This window comes from Streptomyces sp. MI02-7b (genome assembly GCF_033793585.1).
Taxonomy (GTDB): domain Bacteria; phylum Actinomycetota; class Actinomycetes; order Streptomycetales; family Streptomycetaceae; genus Actinacidiphila.
Genome location: NZ_JARAWX010000006.1, coordinates 54,596 through 79,162 on the forward strand (window position 1 = coordinate 54,596; position 24,567 = coordinate 79,162).

18 protein-coding genes are annotated in these 24,567 nt (G+C 71.8%); 3 read left to right on the forward strand and 15 right to left on the reverse strand.

Annotated features, from left to right (window positions below):
* Nucleotides 1–75 precede the first annotated feature (75 nt).
* Entirely contained in the window at nucleotides 76–1,488 is a 1,413-nt protein-coding gene (gene proS / locus PV364_RS11435) for a proline--tRNA ligase (protein WP_319659725.1), read from the reverse strand.
* A gap of 226 nt (nucleotides 1,489–1,714) precedes the next feature.
* Between proS and PV364_RS11440 the strand changes: the two genes are divergently transcribed.
* A complete protein-coding gene (locus tag PV364_RS11440; RefSeq protein WP_319659726.1) occupies nucleotides 1,715–2,545 on the forward strand; it encodes a methyltransferase domain-containing protein in 831 nt (276 codons plus the stop codon).
* 122 nt (nucleotides 2,546–2,667) lie between these two features.
* Here the strand turns inward: PV364_RS11440 and ftsH are convergent, their stop codons facing one another.
* The 7 genes from ftsH to PV364_RS11475 form a co-directional block, all read right to left on the reverse strand.
* Nucleotides 2,668–4,617, reverse strand: coding sequence for an ATP-dependent zinc metalloprotease FtsH (gene ftsH / locus PV364_RS11445; protein ID WP_319659727.1), 1,950 nt, complete (start codon nucleotides 4,615–4,617; stop codon nucleotides 2,668–2,670).
* Nucleotides 4,618–4,653: 36 nt separating this feature from the next.
* Nucleotides 4,654–5,169, reverse strand: a complete 516-nt coding sequence (locus PV364_RS11450) for a GNAT family protein (RefSeq protein WP_319659728.1) — start codon at nucleotides 5,167–5,169, stop codon at nucleotides 4,654–4,656.
* Nucleotides 5,170–5,242: 73 nt separating this feature from the next.
* Nucleotides 5,243–6,775, reverse strand: a complete 1,533-nt coding sequence (gene ffh, locus PV364_RS11455; RefSeq protein ID WP_319659729.1) for a signal recognition particle protein — start codon at nucleotides 6,773–6,775, stop codon at nucleotides 5,243–5,245.
* Between the two features lie 84 nt (nucleotides 6,776–6,859).
* Nucleotides 6,860–9,337 (reverse strand): [protein-PII] uridylyltransferase, encoded by a 2,478-nt coding sequence (locus PV364_RS11460; RefSeq protein ID WP_319659730.1) that lies wholly within the window; start codon nucleotides 9,335–9,337, stop codon nucleotides 6,860–6,862.
* 61 nt (nucleotides 9,338–9,398) lie between these two features.
* Nucleotides 9,399–9,737 carry a P-II family nitrogen regulator gene (locus PV364_RS11465; protein ID WP_319659731.1) on the reverse strand — a complete coding sequence of 113 codons (339 nt, stop codon included), beginning with the start codon at nucleotides 9,735–9,737 and terminating at the stop codon, nucleotides 9,399–9,401.
* A complete protein-coding gene (locus tag PV364_RS11470) occupies nucleotides 9,734–11,095 on the reverse strand; it encodes an ammonium transporter (protein ID WP_319659732.1) in 1,362 nt (453 codons plus the stop codon). The genes PV364_RS11465 and PV364_RS11470 overlap by 4 nt, the downstream gene beginning before the upstream one ends.
* 319 nt (nucleotides 11,096–11,414) lie before the next feature.
* The gene (locus PV364_RS11475) at nucleotides 11,415–12,878 is read right to left on the reverse strand and encodes a hypothetical protein (RefSeq protein ID WP_319659733.1); all 1,464 of its coding nucleotides are present in this window, start codon (nucleotides 12,876–12,878) and stop codon (nucleotides 11,415–11,417) included.
* 293 nt (nucleotides 12,879–13,171) lie between these two features.
* Between PV364_RS11475 and PV364_RS11480 the strand changes: the two genes are divergently transcribed.
* Nucleotides 13,172–13,846, forward strand: a complete 675-nt coding sequence (locus PV364_RS11480) for a bifunctional DNA primase/polymerase (RefSeq protein ID WP_319659735.1) — start codon at nucleotides 13,172–13,174, stop codon at nucleotides 13,844–13,846.
* 97 nt (nucleotides 13,847–13,943) lie between these two features.
* Here the strand turns inward: PV364_RS11480 and ftsY are convergent, their stop codons facing one another.
* The 6 genes from ftsY to PV364_RS11510 form a co-directional block, all read right to left on the reverse strand.
* Nucleotides 13,944–15,170, reverse strand: a complete 1,227-nt coding sequence (gene ftsY / locus PV364_RS11485) for a signal recognition particle-docking protein FtsY (protein ID WP_319659736.1) — start codon at nucleotides 15,168–15,170, stop codon at nucleotides 13,944–13,946.
* 161 nt (nucleotides 15,171–15,331) lie between these two features.
* On the reverse strand, nucleotides 15,332–16,792 hold the full coding sequence (locus PV364_RS11490) for a sugar porter family MFS transporter (RefSeq protein ID WP_401977743.1): 1,461 nt from the start codon (nucleotides 16,790–16,792) through the stop codon (nucleotides 15,332–15,334).
* A gap of 170 nt (nucleotides 16,793–16,962) precedes the next feature.
* Nucleotides 16,963–20,520, reverse strand: coding sequence for a chromosome segregation protein SMC (gene smc / locus PV364_RS11495; protein WP_319659738.1), 3,558 nt, complete (start codon nucleotides 20,518–20,520; stop codon nucleotides 16,963–16,965).
* Between the two features lie 175 nt (nucleotides 20,521–20,695).
* Nucleotides 20,696–20,884, reverse strand: coding sequence for a hypothetical protein (locus PV364_RS11500; RefSeq protein WP_319659739.1), 189 nt, complete (start codon nucleotides 20,882–20,884; stop codon nucleotides 20,696–20,698).
* Between the two features lie 167 nt (nucleotides 20,885–21,051).
* The gene (locus PV364_RS11505; RefSeq protein ID WP_319659741.1) at nucleotides 21,052–21,240 is read right to left on the reverse strand and encodes a hypothetical protein; all 189 of its coding nucleotides are present in this window, start codon (nucleotides 21,238–21,240) and stop codon (nucleotides 21,052–21,054) included.
* A gap of 66 nt (nucleotides 21,241–21,306) precedes the next feature.
* A complete protein-coding gene (locus PV364_RS11510; RefSeq protein WP_319659742.1) occupies nucleotides 21,307–21,588 on the reverse strand; it encodes an acylphosphatase in 282 nt (93 codons plus the stop codon).
* A gap of 127 nt (nucleotides 21,589–21,715) precedes the next feature.
* On the opposite strand from PV364_RS11510, the gene PV364_RS11515 reads away from it, so the two are divergent.
* Nucleotides 21,716–22,609 (forward strand): CAP domain-containing protein, encoded by an 894-nt coding sequence (locus PV364_RS11515; RefSeq protein ID WP_319659743.1) that lies wholly within the window; start codon nucleotides 21,716–21,718, stop codon nucleotides 22,607–22,609.
* Between the two features lie 390 nt (nucleotides 22,610–22,999).
* On the opposite strand, the gene PV364_RS11520 is transcribed toward PV364_RS11515, so the two are convergent.
* The gene (locus PV364_RS11520) at nucleotides 23,000–23,812 is read right to left on the reverse strand and encodes a hypothetical protein (RefSeq protein WP_319659744.1); all 813 of its coding nucleotides are present in this window, start codon (nucleotides 23,810–23,812) and stop codon (nucleotides 23,000–23,002) included.
* Nucleotides 23,813–24,567: the final 755 nt, after the last annotated feature.

Consider the following 24,567-nt stretch of genomic DNA (forward strand, 5'->3'; position numbering starts at 1 on the left):
GCGGAGAAGCCACGCACCCGCCTCAAGCAAGGACGTACTGCCGATTACGTACGTCGCTTTTCAGTCATCTGACGGTCAGTATGCCCGCGCGACGACCGCCACGGTACCCGGCGCGTCGTCCGTTTCCGGCACAGCCCCGTCCTCGGTGAGCAGGCAGCGCACGGACACGCCCTGCTCGGCGAGCTTGGCCTCGCCCTCCGGGCCCAGGTCCGCCCACGGAATGCGGGCCCAGCCGGTGGCCGCGGCCTCGGCGGCCTCGCCGATCGTCGCGACGTCCACGGTGCGCGCCTCGCGGCGCTCGCGGGACTGGCGCAGCAGCGTGGCCTGGTCTTCCTCAAGGGCCCTGGGGATCAGCGCGGTCAGCTCGTCGATGGCCACCGGCTCCTTGCCGCCGGGGATGCGGCGGGCCAGCATCGCGGTGCCGTTCTCCAGGTCGCGCGGGCCGACCTCGACGCGGACGGGCACGCCCTTGAGCTCCCAGTCGACGGCGCGGCGGCCGAAGGGGGTGTCGGTGCGCACGTCCACCTGCACACGGATGCCCGCGGCCTTGAGCCGGTCGCCGATCTCGCGGACCTTGGCCACGACCTCGTCGTCACCCTTGATCGCCAGCACGACGGCCTGCACGGGCGCCAGCCGCGGCGGCACGCGCAGTCCGTTGTCGTCGCCGTGGGACATGATCAGGCCGCCGACCATGCGGGTCGACGTGCCCCAGGAGGTCTGCCAGACCAGCTCCTGCTGTCCTTCCTTGGACAGGTAGGAGGTGTTGAAGGCCTTGGCGAAGTTGGTGCCCAGCTCGTGGCTGGTGCCCAGCTGCAGCGCCTTGCCGTCGCCCATCATGCCTTCGAGGGTGAGGGTGTTGATGGCGCCGGCGAAGCGCTCGCGGGCGGTCTTGCGGCCCAGCAGGACGTCGATGCCGAGGACGCCGGTCATGAAGTCGCCGTAGACGTCGCGGTGGATCATCGCGGCGTAGTCCCGCGCGTCCTCGAAGGTGGCGTGCGCGGTGTGGCCCTCCTGCCAGAGGAATTCGCTCGTGCGGAGGAACAGCCGCGAGCGCATCTCCCAACGGACCACGTTGGCCCACTGGTTGATGAGCAGGGGCAGGTCGCGGTAGCTCTGCACCCACTTGGAGAAGTACTCGTTGATGATGGTCTCGGAGGTGGGCCGGACGACGACCGGCTCCTCCAGCTCCTTGCCGCCGCCGTGGGTGACCACGGCCAGCTCCGGGGCGAAGCCCTCGACGTGCTCGGCCTCCCGGGTCAGGTAGGACTGCGGGATGAAGAGCGGGAAGTACGCGTTCTGCGCGCCCGCTTCCTTGATCCGTGCGTCCATCTCCTGCTGCATCCGCTCCCACAGCGAGTACCCGTACGGCCGGATGACCATGGTGCCGCGCACCGGGCCGTTGTCGGCCAGTTCGGCCTTGTTGATCAGGTCCTGGTACCAGCGCGGGAAGTCGTCAGCCTGGGGGGTGAGTACGGGAGCCTTTGCCATGCCGCAGATGGTACGGGTCCGCCGCCGCCGGACGTGAATCGACGGGGCGCACTCCGGCCTCGGGTTCGGCTCAATCCCCGCCTTCAAACCTCTGGACTACGGCCCGGAAGGGGAGTTGGCTGACCTAGGGGGCATGCGCCGCGTAACCGTGAACATGCGCGGCGTAACGGGGGAGCGTACGAGGAAAGCTTTCAGCGAGACCGCGACGCGGCTGAAGGGGCGATCTATGACACCTACGCTCGCACACCCACGCATCCACCGGGCCGACGGCAGGGCGCGGGACTGGGCCGAGATCCAGGAGCGGATGCTCGTGCCGCTCTACGAAGCCGTGTACGAGCGCCTGGGCGTCGGCACCGCCACACGCCTGCTGGGCGTCGGCTGCGGTTCGGGGCTCGCGCTGCTCATGGCCGCCGCCCGCGGGGCCACCGTCACCGGCTGCGACCCCGACGACCAGCGGCTGGCACTCGCACGGCAACGACTGCTCCCGGCCCCGCAATGGGGCATCCCCGCACCCTCCCGCGGCCGTACCCGGCTCGTCCCCGGCGGCCCGGAGGCCGCGGCCGCGGCCACGAACGACGCGCCACTGTTCACGGTGATCACCGCGTTCGACCCGGCGGCGCCGCCGTCGGCACTGGTACCGGCGCTGCGTGCGGCGTCCGGCCTCGCCGAGCGCGGCAGCCCCGTCGTCCTGGCCGGCTGGGGACCGCCCGAACGGTGCGCGACGGGACGGGTGCTGCGGGTCGCCGCACGCCTGGCCGAGCCGCGCGGCGCCGCCGTGGAGACCCGGCTCAGCGGCCGGGACGACCTCGAGGACATGGCCCGCGGTGCGGGTCTGCGCCCGGACGGCTCCGGCCGGGTGTCCTGCCCGTTCGGCTACCCCGACATGGACAGCGCGGTCCGTGGCCTGGTCTCCACCGGGCTCTTCGACGCGGCGGCGGCCGCCACGGACGTGGACCAGGTCCGCAAGGAACTGCGCGAGGCACTGCACCCCTACCGGCGCGCGGACGGCACCGTGCGGATGGAGAACGTCTTCCGCTACCTGGTCGCGCGGGTCTGACCCGCGTCGGGCCCGGTTCACCTCCGGGGTACCCGCAGCGGCCCTTCGGCCCACTCGCCACACGGCCTGCCCGAAAGACCCCGGGCCCGGAGCGCGCGGGGCGCACAGCGGCAGACCGGGCCCTAGCCGAGACTTCCGGACGGCTTCTCCAGCCGGGGGATGCCGGCGGCCGCGTACGCCTCGCCCTCCTCCAGCGTCTCCGCCTCCAGGAGCCGCTCGGCCAGCGAGTCCAGCTGCTCGCGGTGCTGGTCCAGGAGGCGGCAGGCGGTGCCGTAGCACTCGTCGACGATGCGGCGCATCTCCGCGTCGACCACGTCGAGGGTGGACGGGGCGGCGGACAGCCCGTACGGCTGCTGGGCGTCGGCCGGGATCGCCGACAGCGGCCCGACCCGGTCGCTCATCCCCCATCGGCCGACCATGCCGCGCACGAGGTTGGTGACCTGCTCCAGGTCGTTCTCGGCGCCGGTGGTGATCACCCCGAAGACGACGTGCTCGGCGGCCATGCCGCCGAGGGCGCCGATGATGCGGCCGCGCAGGTACTCCTCGCTGTAGGCGTAGCGGTCGGAGTCGGGCGTGGAGAGGGTGACGCCCAGGGCGCGGCCGCGCGGCACGATGGTGATCTTGCGTACCGGGTCGGCGCCGGGCTGGAGCATGCCGAGCAGCGCGTGGCCGGACTCGTGGTACGCCGTGCGGCGCCGCTCCTCGGGTGAGAGCACCAGCGGCCGCGCGGCGCCGAGCTGCACCTTCTCCAGGGCGTCGGAGAGCTCGCTCTGCCCGACGGTCTTCCTGCCGCGCTTGACGGCGAGCAGGGCGGCCTCGTTGGCGAGGTTGGCGAGTTCCGCGCCCGTCATGCCGGGGGTCGCGCGGGCGACCCGCGTGAGGTCGATGTCGGCCTGGAGCGGGACGTCGCGCAGGTGGATGCGGAGGATCGCCTCGCGGCCGGTCCGGTCGGGCGGGCTGACGTGCACGGTGCGGTCGAAGCGGCCGGGCCGGGTGAGGGCGGGGTCGAGGACGTCGGGGCGGTTGGTGGCGGCGATGACGACGACGCCCTCGGAGCCGGAGAAGCCGTCCATCTCGGTGAGGATCTGGTTCAGCGTCTGCTCGCGCTCGTCGTGGCCGCCGAGTCCGCCGGCGGCGCCGCGGGCGCGGCCGATGGTGTCGATCTCGTCGATGAAGATGATCGCGGGGGCGACCTTGCGGGCCTCGGCGAACAGCTCGCGCACCCGGCCGGCGCCCACGCCGACGATCATCTCGATGAACTCCGACGCGGAGGCGGAGAAGAACGGCACGTCCGCCTCACCGGCGACGGCCCGTGCCAGGAGCGTCTTGCCGGTGCCGGGCGGTCCCGCGAGCAGCACGCCGCGCGGCATGCGCGCGCCGAGCGCCCGGTAGGCGTCGGGCCGCTTGAGGAAGTCGACGACCTCGTTGAGCTCGGCCTCGACCTCGTCGATGCCGGCGACGTCCTCGAAGGTGGTGCGCCGGCCCTCGTCGGGCCGGATCGGCACGGGTGTCCTGCGGCCGAAGCCGCCCAGCCCGCCGAGGCCTCCCCCGCCGGTCAGCCGGCTCATCCGGCGTGCGACGAAGAGCCACAGCAGGACCAGGAGCAGCACCGGCGCCAGTGACAGCGCGATGTTGTAGAGGATGCCGCGCTGCTGGACGACGGGCTGCGCGGTGACGGTGACCTTGTTCTTCGTCAGCGCGCCCCACAGGTCGTCCTTGGCGAAGACCGGCCGCTGGGTCTTGAACTGGGTGTACGTCTTGTCCCCCGAGCCCTTGGGCGCGGGGGCGGCCTCCCTGAGCTGGCCCTCGATGGCGTCGCCCTTGGAGTAGATCTTCGAGATGTTGTTCGCGGCGAGCTGCCGGCCGAACTCGGAGTACGAGATCGTGGTCGGGCGTGATCCGGCGACCAGCGACAGCACCAGGTCGGTGATCAGGAACACGGCGACCGCGGCCAGGATCATCCCGCCCCAGCCGCCCAGCCTGCGCCGTCGCCTGGTGGGCGGCGACGACGGAGCTCCCTCCGCCCGCCACGGGTCGCCCGGGTTCTTCCGAGGCGGTACCGAATTGGCCATATTGGCACCATACGGACAGCCGCCCGAGTGCGCCCCTCAGGCTCCGGGCCACTCCTCGGCGGTGAGCGCGAAGCGCTCGTGGTCCCGCCAGGCGTCGTTCAGGTAGAGCATCCGGGGTGAGAAGCCCTCGTGGCGGAAGCCCAGCCGCTTGGCCATGGCGACCGAGCGCTCGTTCTCCGGCTGGACGTTGATCTCCAGCCGGTGCAGGCCCAGCCCGCGCGGCTCCGCGGTGAAGCAGCGGTCCACCACCAGGCGCAGTCCCTCGGTCATCCGGCCCGTGCCGACGAAGGGCATGTAGCTGTCGTAGCCGAGCGAGGCGTTGCGGAAGCGGCCCATGGAAATGTTGGCCACGTTGCACTTCCCGGCGATGTCGCCGGTCTCCTCGTCGATGATCAGGAAGGTCCGCAGGACCGGACCCTGGCGGCGCAGCAGTTCCGGCAGCCCGTCCGGCTCGACGGGATTCCACTGGCCCACGTGCTCGGCCGAGCGGAGGACGGCCTCGCGGTACGCGGGAGCGTCGGCGAATTCCGGCGGGCGGATGTGAACGCGCATGCGTCCATGATGCCCGTACGACGAAGGCGCCCCCGTCTCGGGGGCGCCTCCGGCACGGCACGGGTCGAGGGGCTCAGCCCATGAACTTCTTGAACTCGTCGGGCAGTTCGAACTGGTTGCCCTGGTCCTGCGGGACCCCGAAGGCGTTGCCCGCCTGCTGCTCCCGGCGAGCGGCCGCGGCCTTCTCCTCCTCGGCGCGCTTCAGCGGGTTGCCGCTCTGGCGCTTGCCCTTGGCCTTCTTCTGCTGCTTCTTCTGGCGGCCGCCACCCAGGCCCGGCATCCCCGGCATCCCCGGGATGCCGCCCTGGGCCATCCGGGACATCATCTTGCGGGCCTCGAAGAACCGCTCGACCAGGCCCTTCACCGCGCTGACGTCGACACCGGAACCGCGGGCGATGCGGGCCCTGCGGGAGCCGTTGATGATCATCGGGTCCTGGCGCTCGCCCGGGGTCATCGACTTGATGATCGCGGCGGTGCGGTCCACGTCGCGCTCGTCGAGGTTGTTGATCTGGTCCTTGATCTGGGCCATGCCCGGGAGCATGCCGAGCAGTTTGGAGATCGACCCCATCTTGCGGACCTGCTCCATCTGCTGGAGGAAGTCGTCGAGGGTGAACTCCTTGGGGCCCTTGGCCAGCTTCTCGGCCATCTTCTGGGCCTCGGCCTGGCTGAAGGTCTGCTCGGCCTTCTCGATCAGGCTGAGGACGTCACCCATGCCGAGGATGCGCGAGGCCATCCGGTCGGGGTGGAAGGCGTCGAACTCGTCCAGCTTCTCGCCGTTGGAGGCGAACATGATCTGGCGGCCGGTGACGTGCGCGATGGACAGCGCGGCACCACCGCGCGCGTCGCCGTCGAGCTTGGACAGCACCACACCGTCGAAGCCGACGCCGTCGCGGAAGGCCTCGGCGGTGTTGACCGCGTCCTGGCCGATCATGGCGTCGACGACGAAGAGGATCTCGTCGGGCTGCACGGCGTCGCGGATGTCCGCGGCCTGCTGCATCATCTCGGCGTCGATGCCGAGTCGGCCGGCGGTGTCGACGACCACGACGTCGTACTGCTTGCCCCGCGCGTGCTCGATGGAGTCCTTGGCCACCTGCACCGGGTCGCCCACACCGTTGCCCGGCTCCGGGGCGAAGACGGCGACGCCGGCCCGCTCGCCGACGACCTGGAGCTGGTTGACGGCGTTGGGACGCTGGAGGTCGGCCGCGACGAGCAGCGGGGCGTGGCCCTGGGTCTTCAGCCAGAGGCCGAGCTTGCCGGCCAGCGTGGTCTTACCGGCACCCTGCAGACCCGCGAGCATGATCACGGTCGGCGGCTGCTTGGCGAAACGCAGGCGGCGGGTCTCGCCACCGAGGATGCCGACAAGCTCCTCGTTGACGATCTTGATGACCTGCTGGGCCGGGTTCAGCGCCTGTGAGACCTCGGCGCCGGCGGCCCTCTCCTTGACCTGCTTGATGAACGCTCGGACCACCGGCAGGGCGACGTCCGCCTCCAGGAGCGCGATGCGGATCTCGCGCGCTGTGGCGTCGATGTCGGCCTCGGAGAGGCGGCCCTTGCCCCGGAGGTTCTTGAATGTCGCTGCGAGGCGGTCGGAAAGGGTGTCGAACACGTCGGTCGCGGATCCTCAGGTCGGGGGCGGGAGGTAGGTCGCCCTCCAGGGTATCCGCCCGGCCCGGGAAAGGTCTCCATGGCGTCAGCGCAGTGCCCGCTCGACCTGGTCGGCGATCTCGGCCGCGCGTACGTCGGGAAGCGGATCGCCGTTGCCGTCGGTGACGTAGAACGCGTCCACCGCGTTGGCGCCGAGCGTGCTGATCCGGGCGGAGCGGACGTTGACGCCCGCCTTCTCCAGTGCGGTACCGATCCGGTGCAGCAGGCCCGGGGCGTCGTGGGCGCGGACCTCGATGACGGTCGCGGCCTTGGAGGTGCCGGGGGCGACGGTGACCCGCGGCGGGGGCGGCGTCACCCCGCGCCGCCGGGGATACGCCGACTCGCGTTCGGCGAGCCGGGCCCCGATGTCCAGCGAGCCCCCGAAGGCGCGGGCGAAGTCGTTGCGCAGCCGGGCCGCCTCGGGCAGGGACCCGTACTCGGCGGCCACCCGCCAGCGCAGCAGGGTGACCGGGCCGTCGCCGATCGGGTCGACGGCGCGCAGGTCGGCGGCCCGGACGGTGAGCCGGTGCAGGGCCAGGACGCCGGCGGCGGCGGCCAGCAGTCCGGGGCGGTCCGGCACGGCGAGCAGCAGCTCGACGCCGACCTGCTCCGGCTCGTCGTCCGCCGCGGCACGAGGCGCGTCCTCGGGGTCCGGCTCGGCATGGGCGTGCAGCGCGATCACCGGCCCGCGGGTACGGGCGGCCTCCACCGCCAGGCGCTCCTCCTCGGCGGTGGTCTCGGGCGCCGCGGGTTCGGGCACCTCGCCGGTCGCCAGGACGGCGGCGACCCGTTTGACCAGGTCGGCGACCAGGGAGGCCCGCCAGGCGCTCCAGGCGGCGGGGCCGGTAGCCAGCGCGTCCGCCTCCGTCAGCGCGTGCAGCAGCTCCAGGGTCTCGGTGTCGCGCACGGCCTCGGCGACGCCCTGGACGGTGACGGGGTCGTCCAGGTCGCGGCGGGTCGCGGTCTCGATCAGCAGCAGGTGGTGGCGGACCAGCAGGGCCAGCGTCGCGACGTCGGCGCGGCCGAAGCCGAAGCGGGCCGCGACGTCGCGCGCGATGACCTCGCCCGCCTCGGAGTGGTCGCCGGGCCAGCCCTTGCCGATGTCGTGCAGCAGGGCCGCGATGAGCAGCAGGTCGGGGCGGCCGACCCGGCGGGTCAGCCGGGAGGCCCGTACGGCGCACTCGATCAGGTGCCGGTCGACGGTCCACACGTGCACGGCGTTGCGCTGCGGGCGGCAGCGCACCCGCTCCCAGTCCGGGATCAGCCGGGTGACCATGCCCTCGGCCTCCAGCGCCTCCCACACCGGGACGGTGGACTCCCCCGCCCCCAGCAGCGTCACCAGCTGCTCGCGGGCCTCGGCGGGCCACGGCACCGGCAGCGGGCGGGTGGCCTGGGCGACGCCGAGCCGGCGGACCGCGTGCAGGGACAGGGGCAGGCCGTTCTGCGCGGCGGCCGCGGCGGCGCGCAGCGGCAGCACAGGATCGCGTTCCGGCCGGACCGTACGGGCGAGGACGGCCTCGCCCTCGTGCTCCACGACGCCCTCGGCGAGCGGGGTGCGCTCGGCCGCGGCCGCGCTCTGCTCGGGGCGGCCGAGGCCGAGCAGACCGCGCCGGCGAGGGCGCATCTGCCGCGACCGCAGGACGCGGCCGACCTCGCGCCAGGTGACGTCGAAGGCGTAGGAGACCGTGCGGCCGGACTCGTACACCTGGCGGAGCAGGGTGTCGGCGTCCAGCAGGCCGAGCGCGGCGGCGACCTGGTCCTGCTCCTGCAGGGCGAGGCGGTCGGTGGCGCGGCCGGTGACGAGGTGGAGGGCGTCACGGGCGTCGAGCAGGCGGGTACGCGCGTCCTCCAGGCCCTCGCGCGGCGCGTCGGCCAGCCAGGAGGCGGCCACGGCGCGCAGCGCGGTGGCGTCGCGCAGGCCGCCGCGGGCCTCCTTGAGATCGGGTTCGAGGAGGTAGGACAGTTCGCCCTGGCGTTCGGCGCGCTCCAGGCAGAGCTCGTGGAGCGCGGGCAGCCGCTTGGGGGCCTGGTTGCGCCAGTCGGCGAGGACGGCGGTGCGCAGGGACGCGGTGAGGGCGGCGTCGCCCGCGATGTGGCGGGCGTCGAGGAGGCCGAGCTGGACCTTCAGGTCCTCGGCCGCGGTCTTGCGGGCCTCGGCCGGGGTGCGGACGGAGTGGTCGAGGGCGACGCCCAGGTCCCACACGGGGTACCAGACGCCGTCCGCGAGGGAGGCGACGGTCGCGGCCTTGCCGGTGCCGTCGTGCAGGAGCAGCAGGTCGAGGTCGCTGCGCGGGGAGAGCTCGGCCCGGCCGTAGCCGCCGACGGCGACCAGGGCCCAGGTGCCGGCACCGGCCCGGGCGGCCGCGCCGTGGGCGAGCGCCGCCAGCCAGCGGTCAGTGATGTCGGCCAGCGCCCTGCGGCGCGACGGTCCTGAGGGACCGTCGTCGTTCAGCAGCGCCAGCCGGGCGGCGGCATAGCCCTCCGGGGTGTTGTCGCCGGCCTTGGCCTCGACGCTCTCCGTCACACTGTCTCCCGTCGCCGTGCGAAAGGGGCGCGGCCGGAATCCGGCCGCGCCCCGCGCTGTCTCAGAGTGCGTCCGGCCCGCGCTCGCCGGTGCGGACCCGGACCGCCGTGTCGACCGGCAGGCTCCAGACCTTGCCGTCACCGATCTTGCCGGTGCGGGCCGCCTTGACGATGACGTCGATCAGCTGGTCGGCGTCGCTGTCCTCGACGAGCACCTCGATGCGGATCTTCGGCACGAGGTCGACGGTGTACTCGGCGCCCCGGTAGACCTCGGTGTGGCCCCGCTGACGGCCGTAGCCGCTGGCCTCGGTGACCGTCAGGCCCTGCACGCCGAAGGCCTGCAGCGCCTCCTTGATCTCGTCCAGCCGGTGCGGCTTGACCACTGCGGTGATGAGCTTCACGCGTCCACCTTCTTCGACGGGCTGTCGGCCACCTCGGTGCCGCCCTTGCCACTGCTGTTGTCCAGGGAGGAGACCAGGGCGCGCGCGGCGCCGGCCACACCGGCGAAGTCGTAACCGGTCTCCGCGTGCTCGGCCTGGTCGATGCCCGCGACCTCGGTGTCCTCGCTCACCGTGAATCCGATCACCAGGTCGATGAGCTTGGCAAGGATCGCCGACGCGATCAGGGAGTAGAACAGGACCACGCCGACGCCGAGGAACTGCTTCCACAGCTGGTCGAAGCCGCCGCCGTAGAAGACGCCCTTGGCGGTCTGGCCGACGCCGCCGGTGGCCAGGAAGCCGATGAGCAGGGAGCCGACGATGCCGCCGACCATGTGGACGCCGACCACGTCGAGCGAGTCGTCGAACCCGAACCTGTACTTCAGGCCCACCGCGGCGGCACAGGCCACACCCGCGATGACACCGACCGCGATGGCGCCGAGCGGGCTGACCGAGCCGCAGGCCGGGGTGATGGCGACCAGGCCGGAGACAGCGCCGGAGGCCGCGCCCAGGGTGGTGAAGGAGCCGTGCTTGATCCGCTCGTAGGCGAGCCAGCCCAGCATGGCGGCGGCGGTGGCGACCTGCGTGTTGGTGAAGGCCACGGCGGCGACGCCGTCCGAGGCGAGCCAGGAGCCGGCGTTGAAGCCGAACCAGCCGAACCACAGCAGACCGGCGCCGAGCATGACCAGCGGCAGGTTGTGCGGCCGGAACGGGTCCTTCTTGAAGCCCACGCGCTTGCGGATGACGAGGATCACGCCGAGCGCCGCCGCACCGGCGTTGATGTGCACCGCCGTACCACCGGCGAAGTCGATCACGCCGCGGGTGAAGAGGAAGCCGTCGGACGCCCAGACCATGTGGGCGACCGGGAAGTACACGATCGTGACCCACAGCGCGACGAACAGCGCCCAGGCGACGAACTTCACCCGGTCCGCGAGCGCGCCGCTGATCAGGGCGGGGGTGATCACCGCGAACATCAGCTGGAAGACGGCGAAGACGTAGATCGGGATGGTGTAGCCGTCCCACAGCTGGGAGATCCCGATGTTCCGCATGCCGGCCCAGTCGAAGCCACCGATGAAGGCGTTGCCGGAGTCGAAGGCGAGGGTGAAGCCGTAGAGCGTCCAGAGCACCGTGACGATGCCGATGGCGATGAAGCTCATCATCAGCATGTTCAGGACGCTCTTGACCCGCACCATGCCGCCGTAGAAGAAGGCGAGGCCGGGGGTCATCACGAGCACGAGTGCGGCGCTCAGCAGCATGAACGCCGTGCTACCGCTGTCCAACTTGGGCGTATCTGCGGCAAGCGTCAAGATGCCTGCTGCCATCGGCGTCTCCTCGTCATCCGGACGGCCCGTGCGGGAAGTGGGCTCTGTGGGCCGGTTTTCGCCATGAGGTTGTCCCAGGCGGGTTTCCGTGGGCGCCACCCGGTGTTTCGAGGCCGTGACGAAGAAGTCGGCTGTGTTACGTCACGGTGAACCGCAACCCCAGCGTAAGCCGCCGTGACTACTCCGTGACCATGAGCGGGGCCGACACGCTGTATACGGGACCGGCCGCGGACGGCCACCCGGTTGACCTGGCATGGGGGAGCCGAGTCGGGCTGTCGGGATGGCCGGCCGCGGCCGGAGTACTGGGGCGGTGGCTGGATCAGGCCGTTTCGGCGGCCTCGGGGAGGACGCTGGCGAGCCGCTCGGTGAGCTGGGCGACCTCGGCCACGTGGGCGTATTGGCGCAGGGCGGAGTCGGCGGTCTTCCGGATGCGGGTGTTGACCCGTTCGGAGCGCACGTGCCGGGCGACGTCGATGGCCTGCTCGGTGAGGCGTGCCGCCTGCTCGGGTTCCTTCTCCAGCAGGTGCACCGTGGCCATGCCGACCAGGTTGAGGGCGTAGGCGCGCTGGTGGACGCTGTCGTCGGCGAACAGGTCCACGGCCCTCTGCATCACCGGGCGGGCCAGCGACGCGTAAGCGGGGCTGCGGCCGGCCACGTAGGCCAGGTCGCGGTAGGAGTGGGCGTTCTCGGCATTGAGCTCGGCCTCGTTGAAGAAGCTGATCCAGTCGGGGTCCTCGGAGGCGGTGGAGTCCGAGAAGGCGTCCTCGGCCATGCGCACGGCCCGGTGGCACTTGTTGACCTGGCCCATGGTGGCGTACGCGCGGGCCTCCACCGCGTGCAGCATCGCCTGCGTGGTGGCGCTCGCGGTGCCGCGGCTGCCGTACTGCGCCAGATGGATGAGTTCCAGCGCGTCCTCGGGCCGGTCCAGGTGGATCATCTGACGGCTCATGCTGGACAGGATGAACGCGCCCAGCGGCTGGTCGTCGGCCTCCTTGGCGGCGTGCAGCGCGAGGACCAGGTACTTCTGGGCGGTGGGGTGCAGGCCCACGTCGTAGGACATCCAGCCGGCGAGTGCGGCGAGCTCCGCGGTGACCCGGTAGAGCCGGCGGGCCACGACCTGCGGGTGCGGCTCCTGGAGCAGGTCGGTGACCTCGTGCAGCTGGCCGACGACGGCCTTGCGGCGCAGGCCGCCACCGCACTGGTTGTCCCACTGACGGAACATCACCGTGGTGGCCTCCAGCAGCTCCAGCTCGGGGCCGGAGAGCTTCGGCCGGCGGTCGCCGGTCTCCCGGGGCGGCGGCGCCCCGCCGTCGCCGCCGTGCGCGGGGACGGGCACCAGCCAGCGCTGCATCGGTTCCACGAGGGACGGGCCCGCGGAGAGCATCAGGGAGGTGCCGAGGAATCCGCGGCGGCCCAGCATGAGGTCGCTGCGCGAGAACTCGTTGATCAGCTGGACCGTCTGCGGGCCCGCCCACGGCAGGTCCACCCCGGTGGCGGCGGGCGGCTGGTGGGCGGGGCGCAGCCCCAGGTCCTCCACCGGGACCACACAGCCGAAGCGCTCGGAGAACAGCTCCGACAGGATGCGCGGAATGGGCTCCCGCGGCTGCTCGCCGTCGAGCCAGCGGCGTACCCGGGAGGTGTCCGTGCTGACGTGCAGCGCGCCCATCTGCCGCGCCCTGCGGTTCACCTGACGCGCGAGTTCGCCCTTGGACCAGCCGCTGCGCACGAACCATGAGGTCAACTGCGCGTTGGGCTGCTTGTCCTGTGTGCCGCCCACCGTCATGCCCCCATTCCGTCGCCCAACACCTCGGAGGCGTGGACCCGTTGCCCGGCTCGGCCCCCAAGTGCTCAGTGTGCTACGAGCCTTGCCTCCGGCATACCCACCGGCCCGCACACTCTCCGGGGCTTCCCAACCGAAAGTAATCCTACGATCACCCATCCGGCGACCCCCTTGCGGAAACGCCACCATTCGCCACCCCTTCGAATGAACTACATCCGCACCCGGCGCGCTTCACTTGACACATGCCGATCAGGCACGGGCGTAACCATCGGCAACTGCGACCCGTTGGGGGTGTCATGGGCTTCACGATCGGCAGCATGCGGGAGATGCGACACATCCGCTCCGGCGCGCGCCGCCGCACGCACGCCTCGGCGTGCACCACCGTGGCGGAGTACACGGGGTTGTGCGGCTGGGCGGTGGCGCCGGGTGCGCGCGCCACACGCGGGGGCGGGCAGTGCTCCTGCGGGGACCCCGGCTGCAAGGCCCCGGGGGCGCACCGGCTGGACTTCGCGGGCGAGGTACCGGCCGGCGCGACGCTGGAGGAGGCCGTGGCCGCGTGGGAGCGCGTGCCGGGCGCGGCGCTCATGCTGCCCGTGGGACGCACCTTCGACGTGATCGAAGTGGCGGAACGATCCGGCGTACGCGCCCTGGTGCGCCTGGAGCGCATGGGACTGCGCCTCGGGCCGGTCGTCGCCACCCCGGACGGGCGGGCGCAGTTCTTCGTCGCGCCGGGCGCCGCCGCGGAGCTGCCGCACCTGCTCTACCGCATGGGCTGGGACGACGCGGACCTCGATCTGCGCTGCCTCGGCCTCGGCGACGACATCACCGCGCCGCCCTCCGACCTCGGCGGCCTCGGTCCCGTCCGGTGGCTGCGGCCGCCTGCCCTGGACGCCGCCCAGCAGCCCCCCGAGGCGCGCCTGCTGCTCGGCACCCTGGCGTACGTCTGCCACCGCGACCGCGCCTACGCCTGAGCGGGCCGCCCGAGCAGCCGGGACACCGCATGAGTAAGGGGCGCACTCCTTGGGAGTGCGCCCCTTACTCATGCACCTGTGTGCGTGCGTACCGGCACTAGGAACCGATCAGCGCGTCCACGAACGCCTCGGGCTCGAAGGGGGCCAGGTCGTCCGCACCCTCGCCCAGGCCGATGAGCTTAACGGGCACGCCCAGCTCGCGCTGGACCGCCACGACGATGCCGCCCTTGGCGGTGCCGTCGAGCTTGGTCAGCACGATGCCGGTGATGTCGACGACCTCGGCGAAGACGCGGGCCTGCACCAGGCCGTTCTGGCCGGTGGTGGCGTCGAGCACGAGCAGGACCTCGTCCACCGGGCCGTGCTTCTCCACGACGCGCTTGACCTTGCCGAGCTCGTCCATGAGGCCGGTCTTGGTGTGCAGGCGGCCGGCGGTGTCGATGAGGACGACGTCCGCGCCCTCGGCGATGCCTTCCTTGACCGCGTCGAAGGCGACCGACGCGGGGTCGCCCCCCTCGGGCCCGCGCACCGTGCGGGCGCCGACCCGCTCGCCCCAGGTCTGCAACTGGTCGGCGGCGGCGGCACGGAAGGTGTCGGCGGCGCCGAGGACGACGCTGCGGCCGTCGGCGACCAGCACACGGGCGAGCTTGCCGGTGGTCGTGGTCTTGCCGGTGCCGTTGACCCCGACGACCATCAGCACGGCCGGCTGGTCCGCACCGTCCGCATTGGGCTTGCCCTCGGTGCGCAGAGCGCGGTCGAAGTCCGTGCCGACGAGGTTGAGCAACTCCTCGCGCAGCAGGGTGCGCAGCTCCGCGGGGGTCCGGGTGCCGATCACCCGTACACGGGTGCGCAGCCGCTCGACCAGCTCCTGGGTGGGGGCGACACCGACGTCCGCGGTGAGCAGAGTGTCCTCGACCTCCTCCCACGTGTCCTCGTCCAGGTGCTCACGGGAGAGCAGCGTGAGCAGCCCCTTGCCGAGCGCGTTCTGCGAGCGGGAGAGCCGGGAGCGCAGGCGCACCAGGCGGCCCGCGGTCGGCTCGGGAAGCTCGATCTCGACGGCGGCAGGGGGTTCCTCGACGAGGACGCCCGGGCCCGCGGCCTCGTCCGAGTCGGGGAGCTCGACCTCTTCGATGGTCCGGCGGGGTTCGTCCCGCGGTTCCTCGGCCTCGTCGCCGACATGGGGTTCGGCTGGAGGCGCGGTGATCGTCGGGGTCTCGGTGGGCGGTTTCGGGGGCAGCTGCTTCCTGCGGCGGCTGCCCACCACCAGCCCGCCGGCCGCGAGGATCACGACCAGGGCGATGACTACGGCAAGAATGACGGTTTCCATAACCCGTCCAGTATCGGTCACGCGGCGCCCTCCCCAGGGAGCCACCCGGGCACGGGTTCCCAAGTCCGCTCAACTGACTGCCCGTCAGTGCGTGTACCGGCGCCGCCCCCGGTCCCGACCGGACCGGGGGCGGCCCTCCCTCGGGCGCGCGGGCTGGGGGCCTAGCCCATCTCCTCCAGGGTCTTGCCCTTCGTCTCGGGCACGAACTTGAGCACGAAGGGGATCGACAGGAGCGCGAAGGCCGTGTAGATCACGTACGTCAGCGACAGGTTCCAGTCGGACAGGCTCGGGAAGCTGGCGGTGATCACCCAGTTGGCGATCCACTGCGCCGACGCGGCGACGCCGAGGGCCGCGGCCCGGATGCGGTTCGGGAACATCTCGCCCAGGAAGACCCACACCACGACACCCCATGACAGGGCGAAGAACAGCACGAAGGCATGCGCGCCGACCAGCGCCACGGCGCCCTCGGCACCCGGCAGGGTGATGTGGCCGCCGCTGCCGGTCTTGTGGGAGAAGGCCCAGGCGACCAGGCCCAGGGAGATCGCCATGCCCGCGGAGCCGATGAGCGCCAGCGGCCTGCGGCCGATCCGGTCGACGAAGACCATCGCGATCACGGTGCCGATGATGTTGATGATCGACGTGGTGAACGAGTACAGGAACGAGCTGCTCGGGTCGATGCCGACGGACTGCCACAGGGTGGCCGAGTAGTAGAAGATCACGTTGATGCCGACGAGCTGCTGGAACACCGACAGCCCGATGCCGATCCACACGATCGGGGCGAAGCCGAAGCGCCCGCCCAGCAGGTCCTTGAACGTGGACCGGTGCTCGCTGCTCAGGTGGGAGCGGATCTCGGCGACGCGCGCGTCGGCGTCGACACCCTCACCCTCGACGTCGCGCAGCACCTTCTTGGCGTCCGTGAGACGGCCAGCGGAGATCAGGTAGCGGGGCGACTCGGGGATCGCGAAGGACAGCACGCCGTACAGGACGGCGGGCACGACCATCACGCCGAGCATGAGCTGCCAGGCCTCGACGCCCAGCACGTGGCCGCGCTGGTCGCCGCCGGCGGCCTGCAGGATGCCCCAGTTGACGAGCTGGGAGACCGCGATGCCGATCACGATCGCGGCCTGCTGGAACGAGCCGAGCCGGCCGCGGTAGGCGGCGGGGGCGACCTCCGCGATGTAGGCGGGGCCGATGACCGACGCCATGCCGATGGCGAAGCCCCCGATGATCCGCCAGGCGGCCAGGTCCCACAGGGCGAAGGGCAGTGCGGAGCCGACGGCGCTGACGGTGAAGAGCGCCGCGGCGATCCGCATCACCCGGATGCGGCCGATGCGGTCGGCGATCCGGCCGGCGGTGGCGGCGCCGATGGCGCAGCCGATCAGCGCGATGGCGACGACCTGGGCGAGTGCGGCGGAGCCGATGTCGTACTTCCCCCGGATGCCCTCGACGGCGCCGTTGATGACGGAGCTGTCGTAGCCGAAGAGGAAGCCGCCCATGGCGGCGGCCGCGGTGATGAAGATGACGTGGCCGAGATCGGCGTGGCCCGCCGTGCCGGCCTTGTGTGTGGTGGTGGTCACTGGTGAATCTCCCGGACTCTGCGTTGAGCCCACAGGTGGGGGCATGAGCTACGAGTGCCGGGACTCCCCAAGTCACCATCACTCGAACACTAAGAGAACATCGCTGACCCTAATCATTCAAGCTTCAAAGTCAAAACGCGTACTTTTGCCTCACAAGGGAAGGTGATCCACCCCCGCTCCCCTCCGATTGTTCACAGGTTGAACTCAAGAGGCCGTCATGCCTTCAAGCGCTGGCTGATCACCTTCGAGACGCCGTCGCCCTGCATGGAGACGCCGTACAGCGCGTCCGCCACTTCCATGGTGCGCTTCTGGTGGGTGATCACGATCAGCTGCGAGCTCTCCTGGAGTTCGCGCATGATGCGGATCAGCCGCTGCAGGTTGGTGTCGTCGAGCGCCGCCTCGACCTCGTCCATCACGTAGAACGGGCTGGGCCGGGCCTTGAAGATCGACACCAGGAGCGCCACGGCGGTCAGCGAGCGCTCGCCGCCGGACAGCAGCGACAGGCGCTTGACCTTCTTGCCCGGCGGTCGCGCCTCCACGTCCACACCCGTGGTCAGCATGTTCTCCGGATCGGTGAGGATCAGCCGGCCCTCGCCCCCCGGGAAGAGCCGCGAGAAGACGCCCTCGAACTCGCGCGCCGTGTCCTGGTAGGCGGAGGTGAAGACCTGCTCGACGCGCTCGTCGACCTCCTTGACGACCTGCAGCAGGTCCGCGCGGGTCTTGCGGAGGTCCTCCAGCTGCTCGGACAGGAACTTGTGCCGCTCCTCCAGCGCCGCGAACTCCTCCAGCGCCAGCGGGTTGACCTTGCCCAGCTGCTGGTACGCGCGCTCCGCCGCCTTCAGGCGCTTCTCCTGCTCGCCGCGGTGGTAGGGGCGGGGCCGGTTGCGCGGGTGCTCCGGGTCCTCCGGCAGCTCCTCGCCCTCGGCGGGCGGCGACGGCGGCACGAGCTGGTCGGGGCCGTACTCGGCGATCAGACCGGCCGGCTCGACACCGTGCTCCTCCAGCGCCTTGGCCTCCATCTGCTCGATGCGCATCCGCTTCTCTGCGCCCAGCACCTCGCCCTTGTGCACGGAGTCGGTCAGCCGGTCCAGTTCCGACTTCAGCTCCCGCCCCTGGCGGCGCTCGGTGTCCAGCTCCGCCTCGCGCTCCGCCTTGGCCCGCTCGGCCGCCGCCCGCTCCGCCTCGGCACGGGCGAGCGACACCTGTACGTACGCGAGCAGGCCCTGCGCGCCCTTCAGTACGGCGGACGCGACCTGCGCCTCGTACGCCAGACGCGCCTTGCGCCGCTCCGCGCGCGCCCGCGCCTCCCGCTCGGCGCGGGCCGCCCGGTCGAGTCCGTCGGCGCGGCCGGCGAGGCCCTTGACGCGCTCCTCGTGCGTACGCACCTGGAGCCGTGCCTCCATCTCCGTCTGGCGGGCGTTGGCACCGTCCGCGGCGAGCCGGTCGCGCACGGAGGTGTCGGGCTCCTCCTCGGCGGGCGCGGCCTCCGCCTCGCTGAGACGGAACGACAGCTCCTCGAACTCCTCTATGGCGGCGGCCATCGACTCCTCGGCGCGTCCCACCGCGGCGGCCGAACGCTCGGCCTCCCCGGCCGCGGCTCTGGCCTGGCCACCCAGCCGGCCCAACTGCTGGGCGACGGCGGACTTCTCCTTCTCGGCCGCGCGGCGCCGCTGCGTGAGCTCGTCGACCTGCCGGGCGGCCGCGGTCCTGCGCTCCTTCGCCAGGCCCTGCGCCTCCGCGAGCTCCGCGCAGCGCACGGCGAGCGACTCCAGCTCCGCCGCCGCCTCGTCCACGGCGGCCTGGACCTCCAGCAGACTGGGCGCGCCGGCCGAACCGCCGTGCGCGAAGTGCGCGCCGAGAACGTCGCCTTCTGCGGTCACGGCGGTCAGCGCGGGGTGGCCGGACACCAGGGTCTCGGCGTCGGCGAGGGTGTCCACCACGACGTAGTCCCGCAGCAGCCGGCGCACCGAGGGCAGCAGCGAGTCGGGCCCCGCGACCAGCGAGGCCGCCGAACGGCTCCCTGGGGGAACGGCGGCGCCCTCCCCGGACCCGGTGTCGCCCGCCACCAGCAGCGCCGCCCGTCCGGCGTCGTCCTTGCGCAGCAGGCGCAGCGCCTCCGCGGCGGCCGAGGGGCCGGAGACGGCGACGGCGTCGGCCGCCGCGCCCAGCGCCGCGGCGACCGCGACCTCGTGCCCGGGCGCGACGGTGAGCAGTTCGGCGGCGGGGCCGAGCAGACCGGCCAGCCGGTCGCCGGCGGCGAGCAGCGCGCCGGTGCCGTCCTTGCGGCGCAGCCCCATGGCCAGGGCGTCATGACGGGCCGCCAGGGCCGCCCGCTGACGTTCCGCCGCGGTCGCGGCCTCACGGGCGGCGGAGTGCGCCTCGTCGGCGGCGGCCTGCTCGGCCTTCGCGGCGTCCAGGCGCTCGTCCAGCTCGGTGTCGTCGGCATCCAGGTCCTCGACCCGGGCGCGGAGTTCCTCGTACTCCTCCTGGGCGGACTCCGCGCGCTCTCGGGCCTCGTCGCGGGCGGCGGCGAGGCGGCCGATCTCCGCCTCGGCCGAGCCGGCCTTGGAGCGGGCGGCGTTGACCTGACCCTGCAGCCGGGCCAGCCCCTCGCGGCGGTCGGCGATCGCCCGGGCGGCGGCCTTGAGGGCCTTGTCCTCATCGGCGAGACGGCGTTCGAGTTCGGCCCGGTGGTGGACCGTGTCGTCCAGGGCGCGCTGCGCGGCGTCCAGGGCCTCGGTGAGTTCGGCCTCCTGCTCGCGGATGCGGGCGGCCTCGCGCTCCATGTCCTCCGGGTCGCGGCCGCGGCGCTCCTCTGGCTGCTGCGCGGTGGCGTGCCGCACCCGCTGCTCGGCCAGGCCGATGGTGCCGCGGACCCGCTCGGCCAGCTGCGACAGCCCGTACCAGGTGGCCTGGGCGTCGGCCAGGCGCGGCGCCAGTGCCCGCACCTGCTCCTCCAGCCGGGTCTCGCGCTGGATCGCGGCGGCCAGTTCGGCCTCGACGGTGTCGCGGCGCTCCTTGAGGGCGGCCTCGTCGGCGACCTCGGTGCGCAGCGCCTCCCGCAGGGTGACGAGGTCGTCGGCGAGCAGGCGCAGCCGCGCGTCGCGCAGGTCGGCCTGGATCACCGCCGCCCGCCGGGCGACCTGGGCCTGCCGCCCCAGCGGCTTCAGCTGGCGGCGCAGCTCCCCGGTGAGGTCCTGCACACGGGCGAGGTTGGCCTGCATCGCGTCGAGCTTGCGCAGCGCCTTTTCCTTGCGCTTACGGTGCTTCAGAACTCCGGCGGCCTCCTCGATGAAGGCGCGGCGGCCCATCGGATCGGCGTGCAGCACGGAATCCAGCTGCCCCTGCCCGACGATGACGTGCATTTCGCGGCCGATACCGGAGTCCGAGAGGAGTTCCTGGATGTCGAGCAGCCGGCACGTGTCGCCGTTGATCTGGTATTCGCTGCCACCGTTGCGGAACATGATCCGCGTGATGGTGACCTCGGCATAGTCGATCGGCAGGGCGCCGTCGCTGTTGTCGATGGTCAGCGACACCTCGGCGCGGCCGAGCGGCGGACGGCCGGTGGTGCCGGCGAAGATGACGTCCTCCATCTTGCCGCCGCGCAGTGACTTCGCGCCCTGTTCGCCCATGACCCAGGACAGCGCGTCCACGACATTGGACTTGCCGGAACCGTTCGGACCGACGACACAGGTGATTCCGGGTTCGAACCGCAGGGTCGTCGCCGAGGCGAATGACTTGAACCCGCGCAGGGTCAGGCTCTTGAGATGCACGCCGTGGGACTCTACCTCCCGGTCCCGGTTTCACCGAGGAATGCCGGGGGCACATGGAACGTGAGGGCGGAGATCATGGGCGGGTGAGGGGGAGGCAAAACGACGAAGGGACGCCGGGGCGTCCCTTGCACATTCCCAAACGGGGTCGTTTCCACTGACCGGCCGAAAGGCCGCATCAAGCGAGAACAGGCTCCGGGTGAGGTACGTCGACGAGCTCGCGCGAAGCGTTGGCAAGCGCGTCGTTCTCGGCCTGAATCCGAACGAGCTCGGTTTCCAGGTCCTGGACGCGCTGCTGCAGCCTTCGCATCTCGGAGAGAAGTCGCGGGTCGGGTCCGCCGACGTAACCGAGAAGCGCCTTTGCCATGATGGATGGTCCTCCACGCTGAGTGACCGACCGTTGTGCGGTGTGGGTCGTGAGTGAGGGGTTGGAGACACCCGCGCCGTGTGCGCCGAGACTGCCCTTCGCCATGCATACAGCCGCGGTGCGCGGGGCTTCCAGCGTCTCACCAAATAGTTTGACGGTCAACACGATCACAGCCCGGCCGTCGGGTACGCCTGGGAATTCACGGTGCGTACCGGCACCGGGGGCGACCCGCCTGGGGTGGAGGAAAGGCCCGGACAATGCATCCGGAAGATCACCGAATCCTCGATGTCGGCAGCCTTCCACGCGGTGTGGAAAATGGCAACCTCCTTGACGCCCTTGCCAAGTGCGATTGCCATTGATCTTCGCTGTCCGTCCCACCTGCGAGGACACAGCGGAACGGGCGGGGCGCGGACCGCGGGGTGTCAGCGGATCGCGAAGCCCTCGTAGCCGCCGCGCGGCTCTCCCCAGATCTCGGTGACGCCGTCGACGCGTCCGGGCGTGTCGCCGGTGCGCAGCGAGTGCAGCAATCGGTCGCACAGAATACGGTCACCCTCGGCCACGACCTGGACCCGGCCGTCCGAGAGATTGCTCACATAGCCGGCCAGGTTTCCGATCTCCAGCGCGCTGGCCCGTGTCCACCAGCGGAAACCCACCTGGTGAACACGGCCGCGGACCCATGCGGTGAGGCGGACAGTCTCGTTCACGGAAGCACGCTAACCCGCCAGTTGCGCAGGCTTCACACCTGCCCCGCCTGTGTTTCGGTACAGTCACGCCGCAACAGGACTCACCCGAACGGGTGAACACCGTCGTCGATGTGAAGGACTGCACCGGATGGGCCGCCACAGCCGTAATGCCTTTGAGCCGGCGCCAGTCGCAGAGGCGCCGCGCCCCCGCGGCCACCGCAGCAACGCCCGGCGACGCAAGAGCAACCCCGTACGCACCGGCCTCCTGGCCTCTTCCGCGGCGCTCGCCGTGGGCGCGATCGGCGTCTCCAGCGGCCTGCTGCCGTCGCCCGACGGCTCGGGCGGCATCTCATACCACGACAACGGGCCGGGGCAGATCCAGGCCGCCGGGATACCGAACTCCAGCAGTCCGCAGGATCTGGGGACCGTCCCCGCGGACCGTCCCTCCCAGCCGGCCAGCCGCGGCGACGCGCGCGCGACCCCGCCCAGATCGACGCCGCCCTCCGCCCCCGCGACCAGCGCGTCGCCCACGCCGACCCCCACGCCCAGCCGCACGGCCGGGCCCCCGACCACCGCCCCCACGGCGCCGCAGACCTCGGCCCCCGCGACGGTCGTGCCGACCACGCCGCCGGTGGCCACCGCCCTTCCCGTGGAGAACGGCTCCGAGAGCGCGGCCGAGGCCGCCGTCCTGGCCCTGGTCAACCAGCAGCGCGCCACCGCGGGCTGCCAGCCGGTCACCGACGACGAGCAGCTCGACGCACTCGCCTCGGACTTCAGCGCCGACATGGCCGCCCGCGCCTTCTTCGACCACACCGACCCCGACGGCGACGACCCCTGGGACCGCGCCGCGCAGGCCGGCGTGAAGGACCTCGGCGGCGAGAACATCGCCCGCGGCCAGGCCACCGCGGAGGAGGTCATGACCGCCTGGATGAACAGCGACGGCCACCGCGCCAACATCCTCAACTGCGACTTCAAGACTCTCGGCGTCGGCGCGGTCTTCGGCGACGGCGGCCCCTGGTGGACCCAGGACTTCGGCTACTGAGAAAGCCGCGGGTCACAGACCTGTCAGACGGCACGGGCCGTCTCCGGCCGTCGTCGGTCGCAGGCTTGTAGCCGAATACGCGATCGACAGCGGCCCGCGTCGATCCAGCCGTCCATCTCCTACGAACCGCTCGACTCACCGGCGGGACCGAGGTCGAGTACCCCGAGGAAGGCCGCTGGCCGGCGGGGGGGCGGACGGCTCCGCGGCCTCACCCACCTCCCCCGGTCCCCGGTCCGGGACCCGCGTCGAGCAAGACCGGGTGGCCACTCGGACCACATTGCTAGCAGGGGACAAGCCTGCCCGAGTAGCCGGCAGGCTCACGGCCCCGTGATCATGCTCGACCCCAGCCCGGGCAGGCCACCGGCCAAACCGCTCCACCGACCTCAGCTGTCAGTGGCAGTCGAAGCGCCAGTCCCAGGGGAAACCGGGGCACTGGCGGCAATGGAAGAAGTAGACGCCGCCGCAGTCGCCCAACGGTATGTCGTCGGTGATGGTCAGAAGGTGCTCCATGCGGTGTCCGCTCTCGCAGTCCGGCCAGTCGGCAGGCTGCGTCCAGGCGGGCCAGCCACCGACCTTCGTTCCGATGAGGTTGGAGTCGGGTGGCCACTCGGCGTCGCCCGTCGGCAACCGGAGACGACGTTCCCAGGTCTCCTCCATGTCCTTGGGCAGATCGAGCCACCTCGGAAAGTCCTCCGCGACCATCGGGGACAGCGTGGACGGTTCCGGCATGTTGTCCTCGTCGTACTCCCCCTCGCTCACCTCGGGGGGCTCGGACAGCAGCCCTCCGGCCACGACCTCCGCCTCGTTGCGCCAGTACAGCTGCGGCATCACCGGCCCGGGATCCCGCTCGTGTATGAGCGCGCACCACACCAGCTGGAGCAGATCCTTCCCCTCCGGGAACTCCAACCCCGGGACATCACGGGCGAACAGCTGGAGGATCGGCACCATCGGCACCATCGGCACCGCGCCCGGGACGGTAGGGCTGTTGCCCCAGCCGGACCCGGGCGTCCAGTGGCCTTCCTGTGCGCAGTACGGCCACGGCTCGTCCGCGGGCCACAGCAACTCGCCTCCCAGCGAACTCTCCCGCACGCCTGGGTCGCCGGGCTCGGGGTTGAGGAGGACGGTCTCCCTGGCGAGGTCCGCGTACTCCGGTATCAGGGTGCGCAGATCCTTCGCGGGCAACTCGGGTGTATCGCCGGGCATCGTGGCTCCTCATGGCGTACAGACATCGACGGGACTCGGCGGGCACGCTAGTACCCGCCACAGACAACCCCTGCACGCAGGAGGAAGTCGCCAAGGACACGGGTGGTGACAGTGCCACGGCGCCTTGCCGAATCGAGGGGATCGAGCGTGCCGCAGCCGTGCCCCGTGAGGCGGTGCCGAACGGGGACCCACGGGGAACGGCGGTGACCAGGCCGCGTTGCTGCAGGTCAGCGTCAGCCCAGGTGAGGCAGGGTCAGCAGCCTCGGTCTTCGAGACTGGGGCCACCTGCTTCGCTATGACTTGGCGATGTAGACAAGCGCGTGGGCGAAGCCCGGCCAGGTGGTCGCGTCGGGCGGACCGATGTGCACACGCCGCGTGATGGCCGACCGGGCTTCGGGGCCACCTTGCAGGAAGCCGTCGAGGTCGCCGGCTATGTCGTCCAGATCCTCAAGTACTTCGGGTGTCTCTCTGCGTACTGCAGCGTGGATGACGACCTCACCCTGCCGAGGCTCCACGGCCAGCCCAAGAAGATCAGGGCCGATCAGCCGCAATGCAGCCTGCCGGGTGCGCCATGGGCCCGGAGTAGCGAGGTGTTCTCGTGCGACGGTCCGAGGCGAGGACGGCTTCGGCGTTGGCCCGTCTCTGGGCCGTCCGAGGGCGCACGACGACGACCAGCGCCGACAACCGTTGCACTCGATCGCAGGTCACAGCGTTGATCGTCTGGGCGGCACCAGGCCAGCAGACCCCCGGGACAC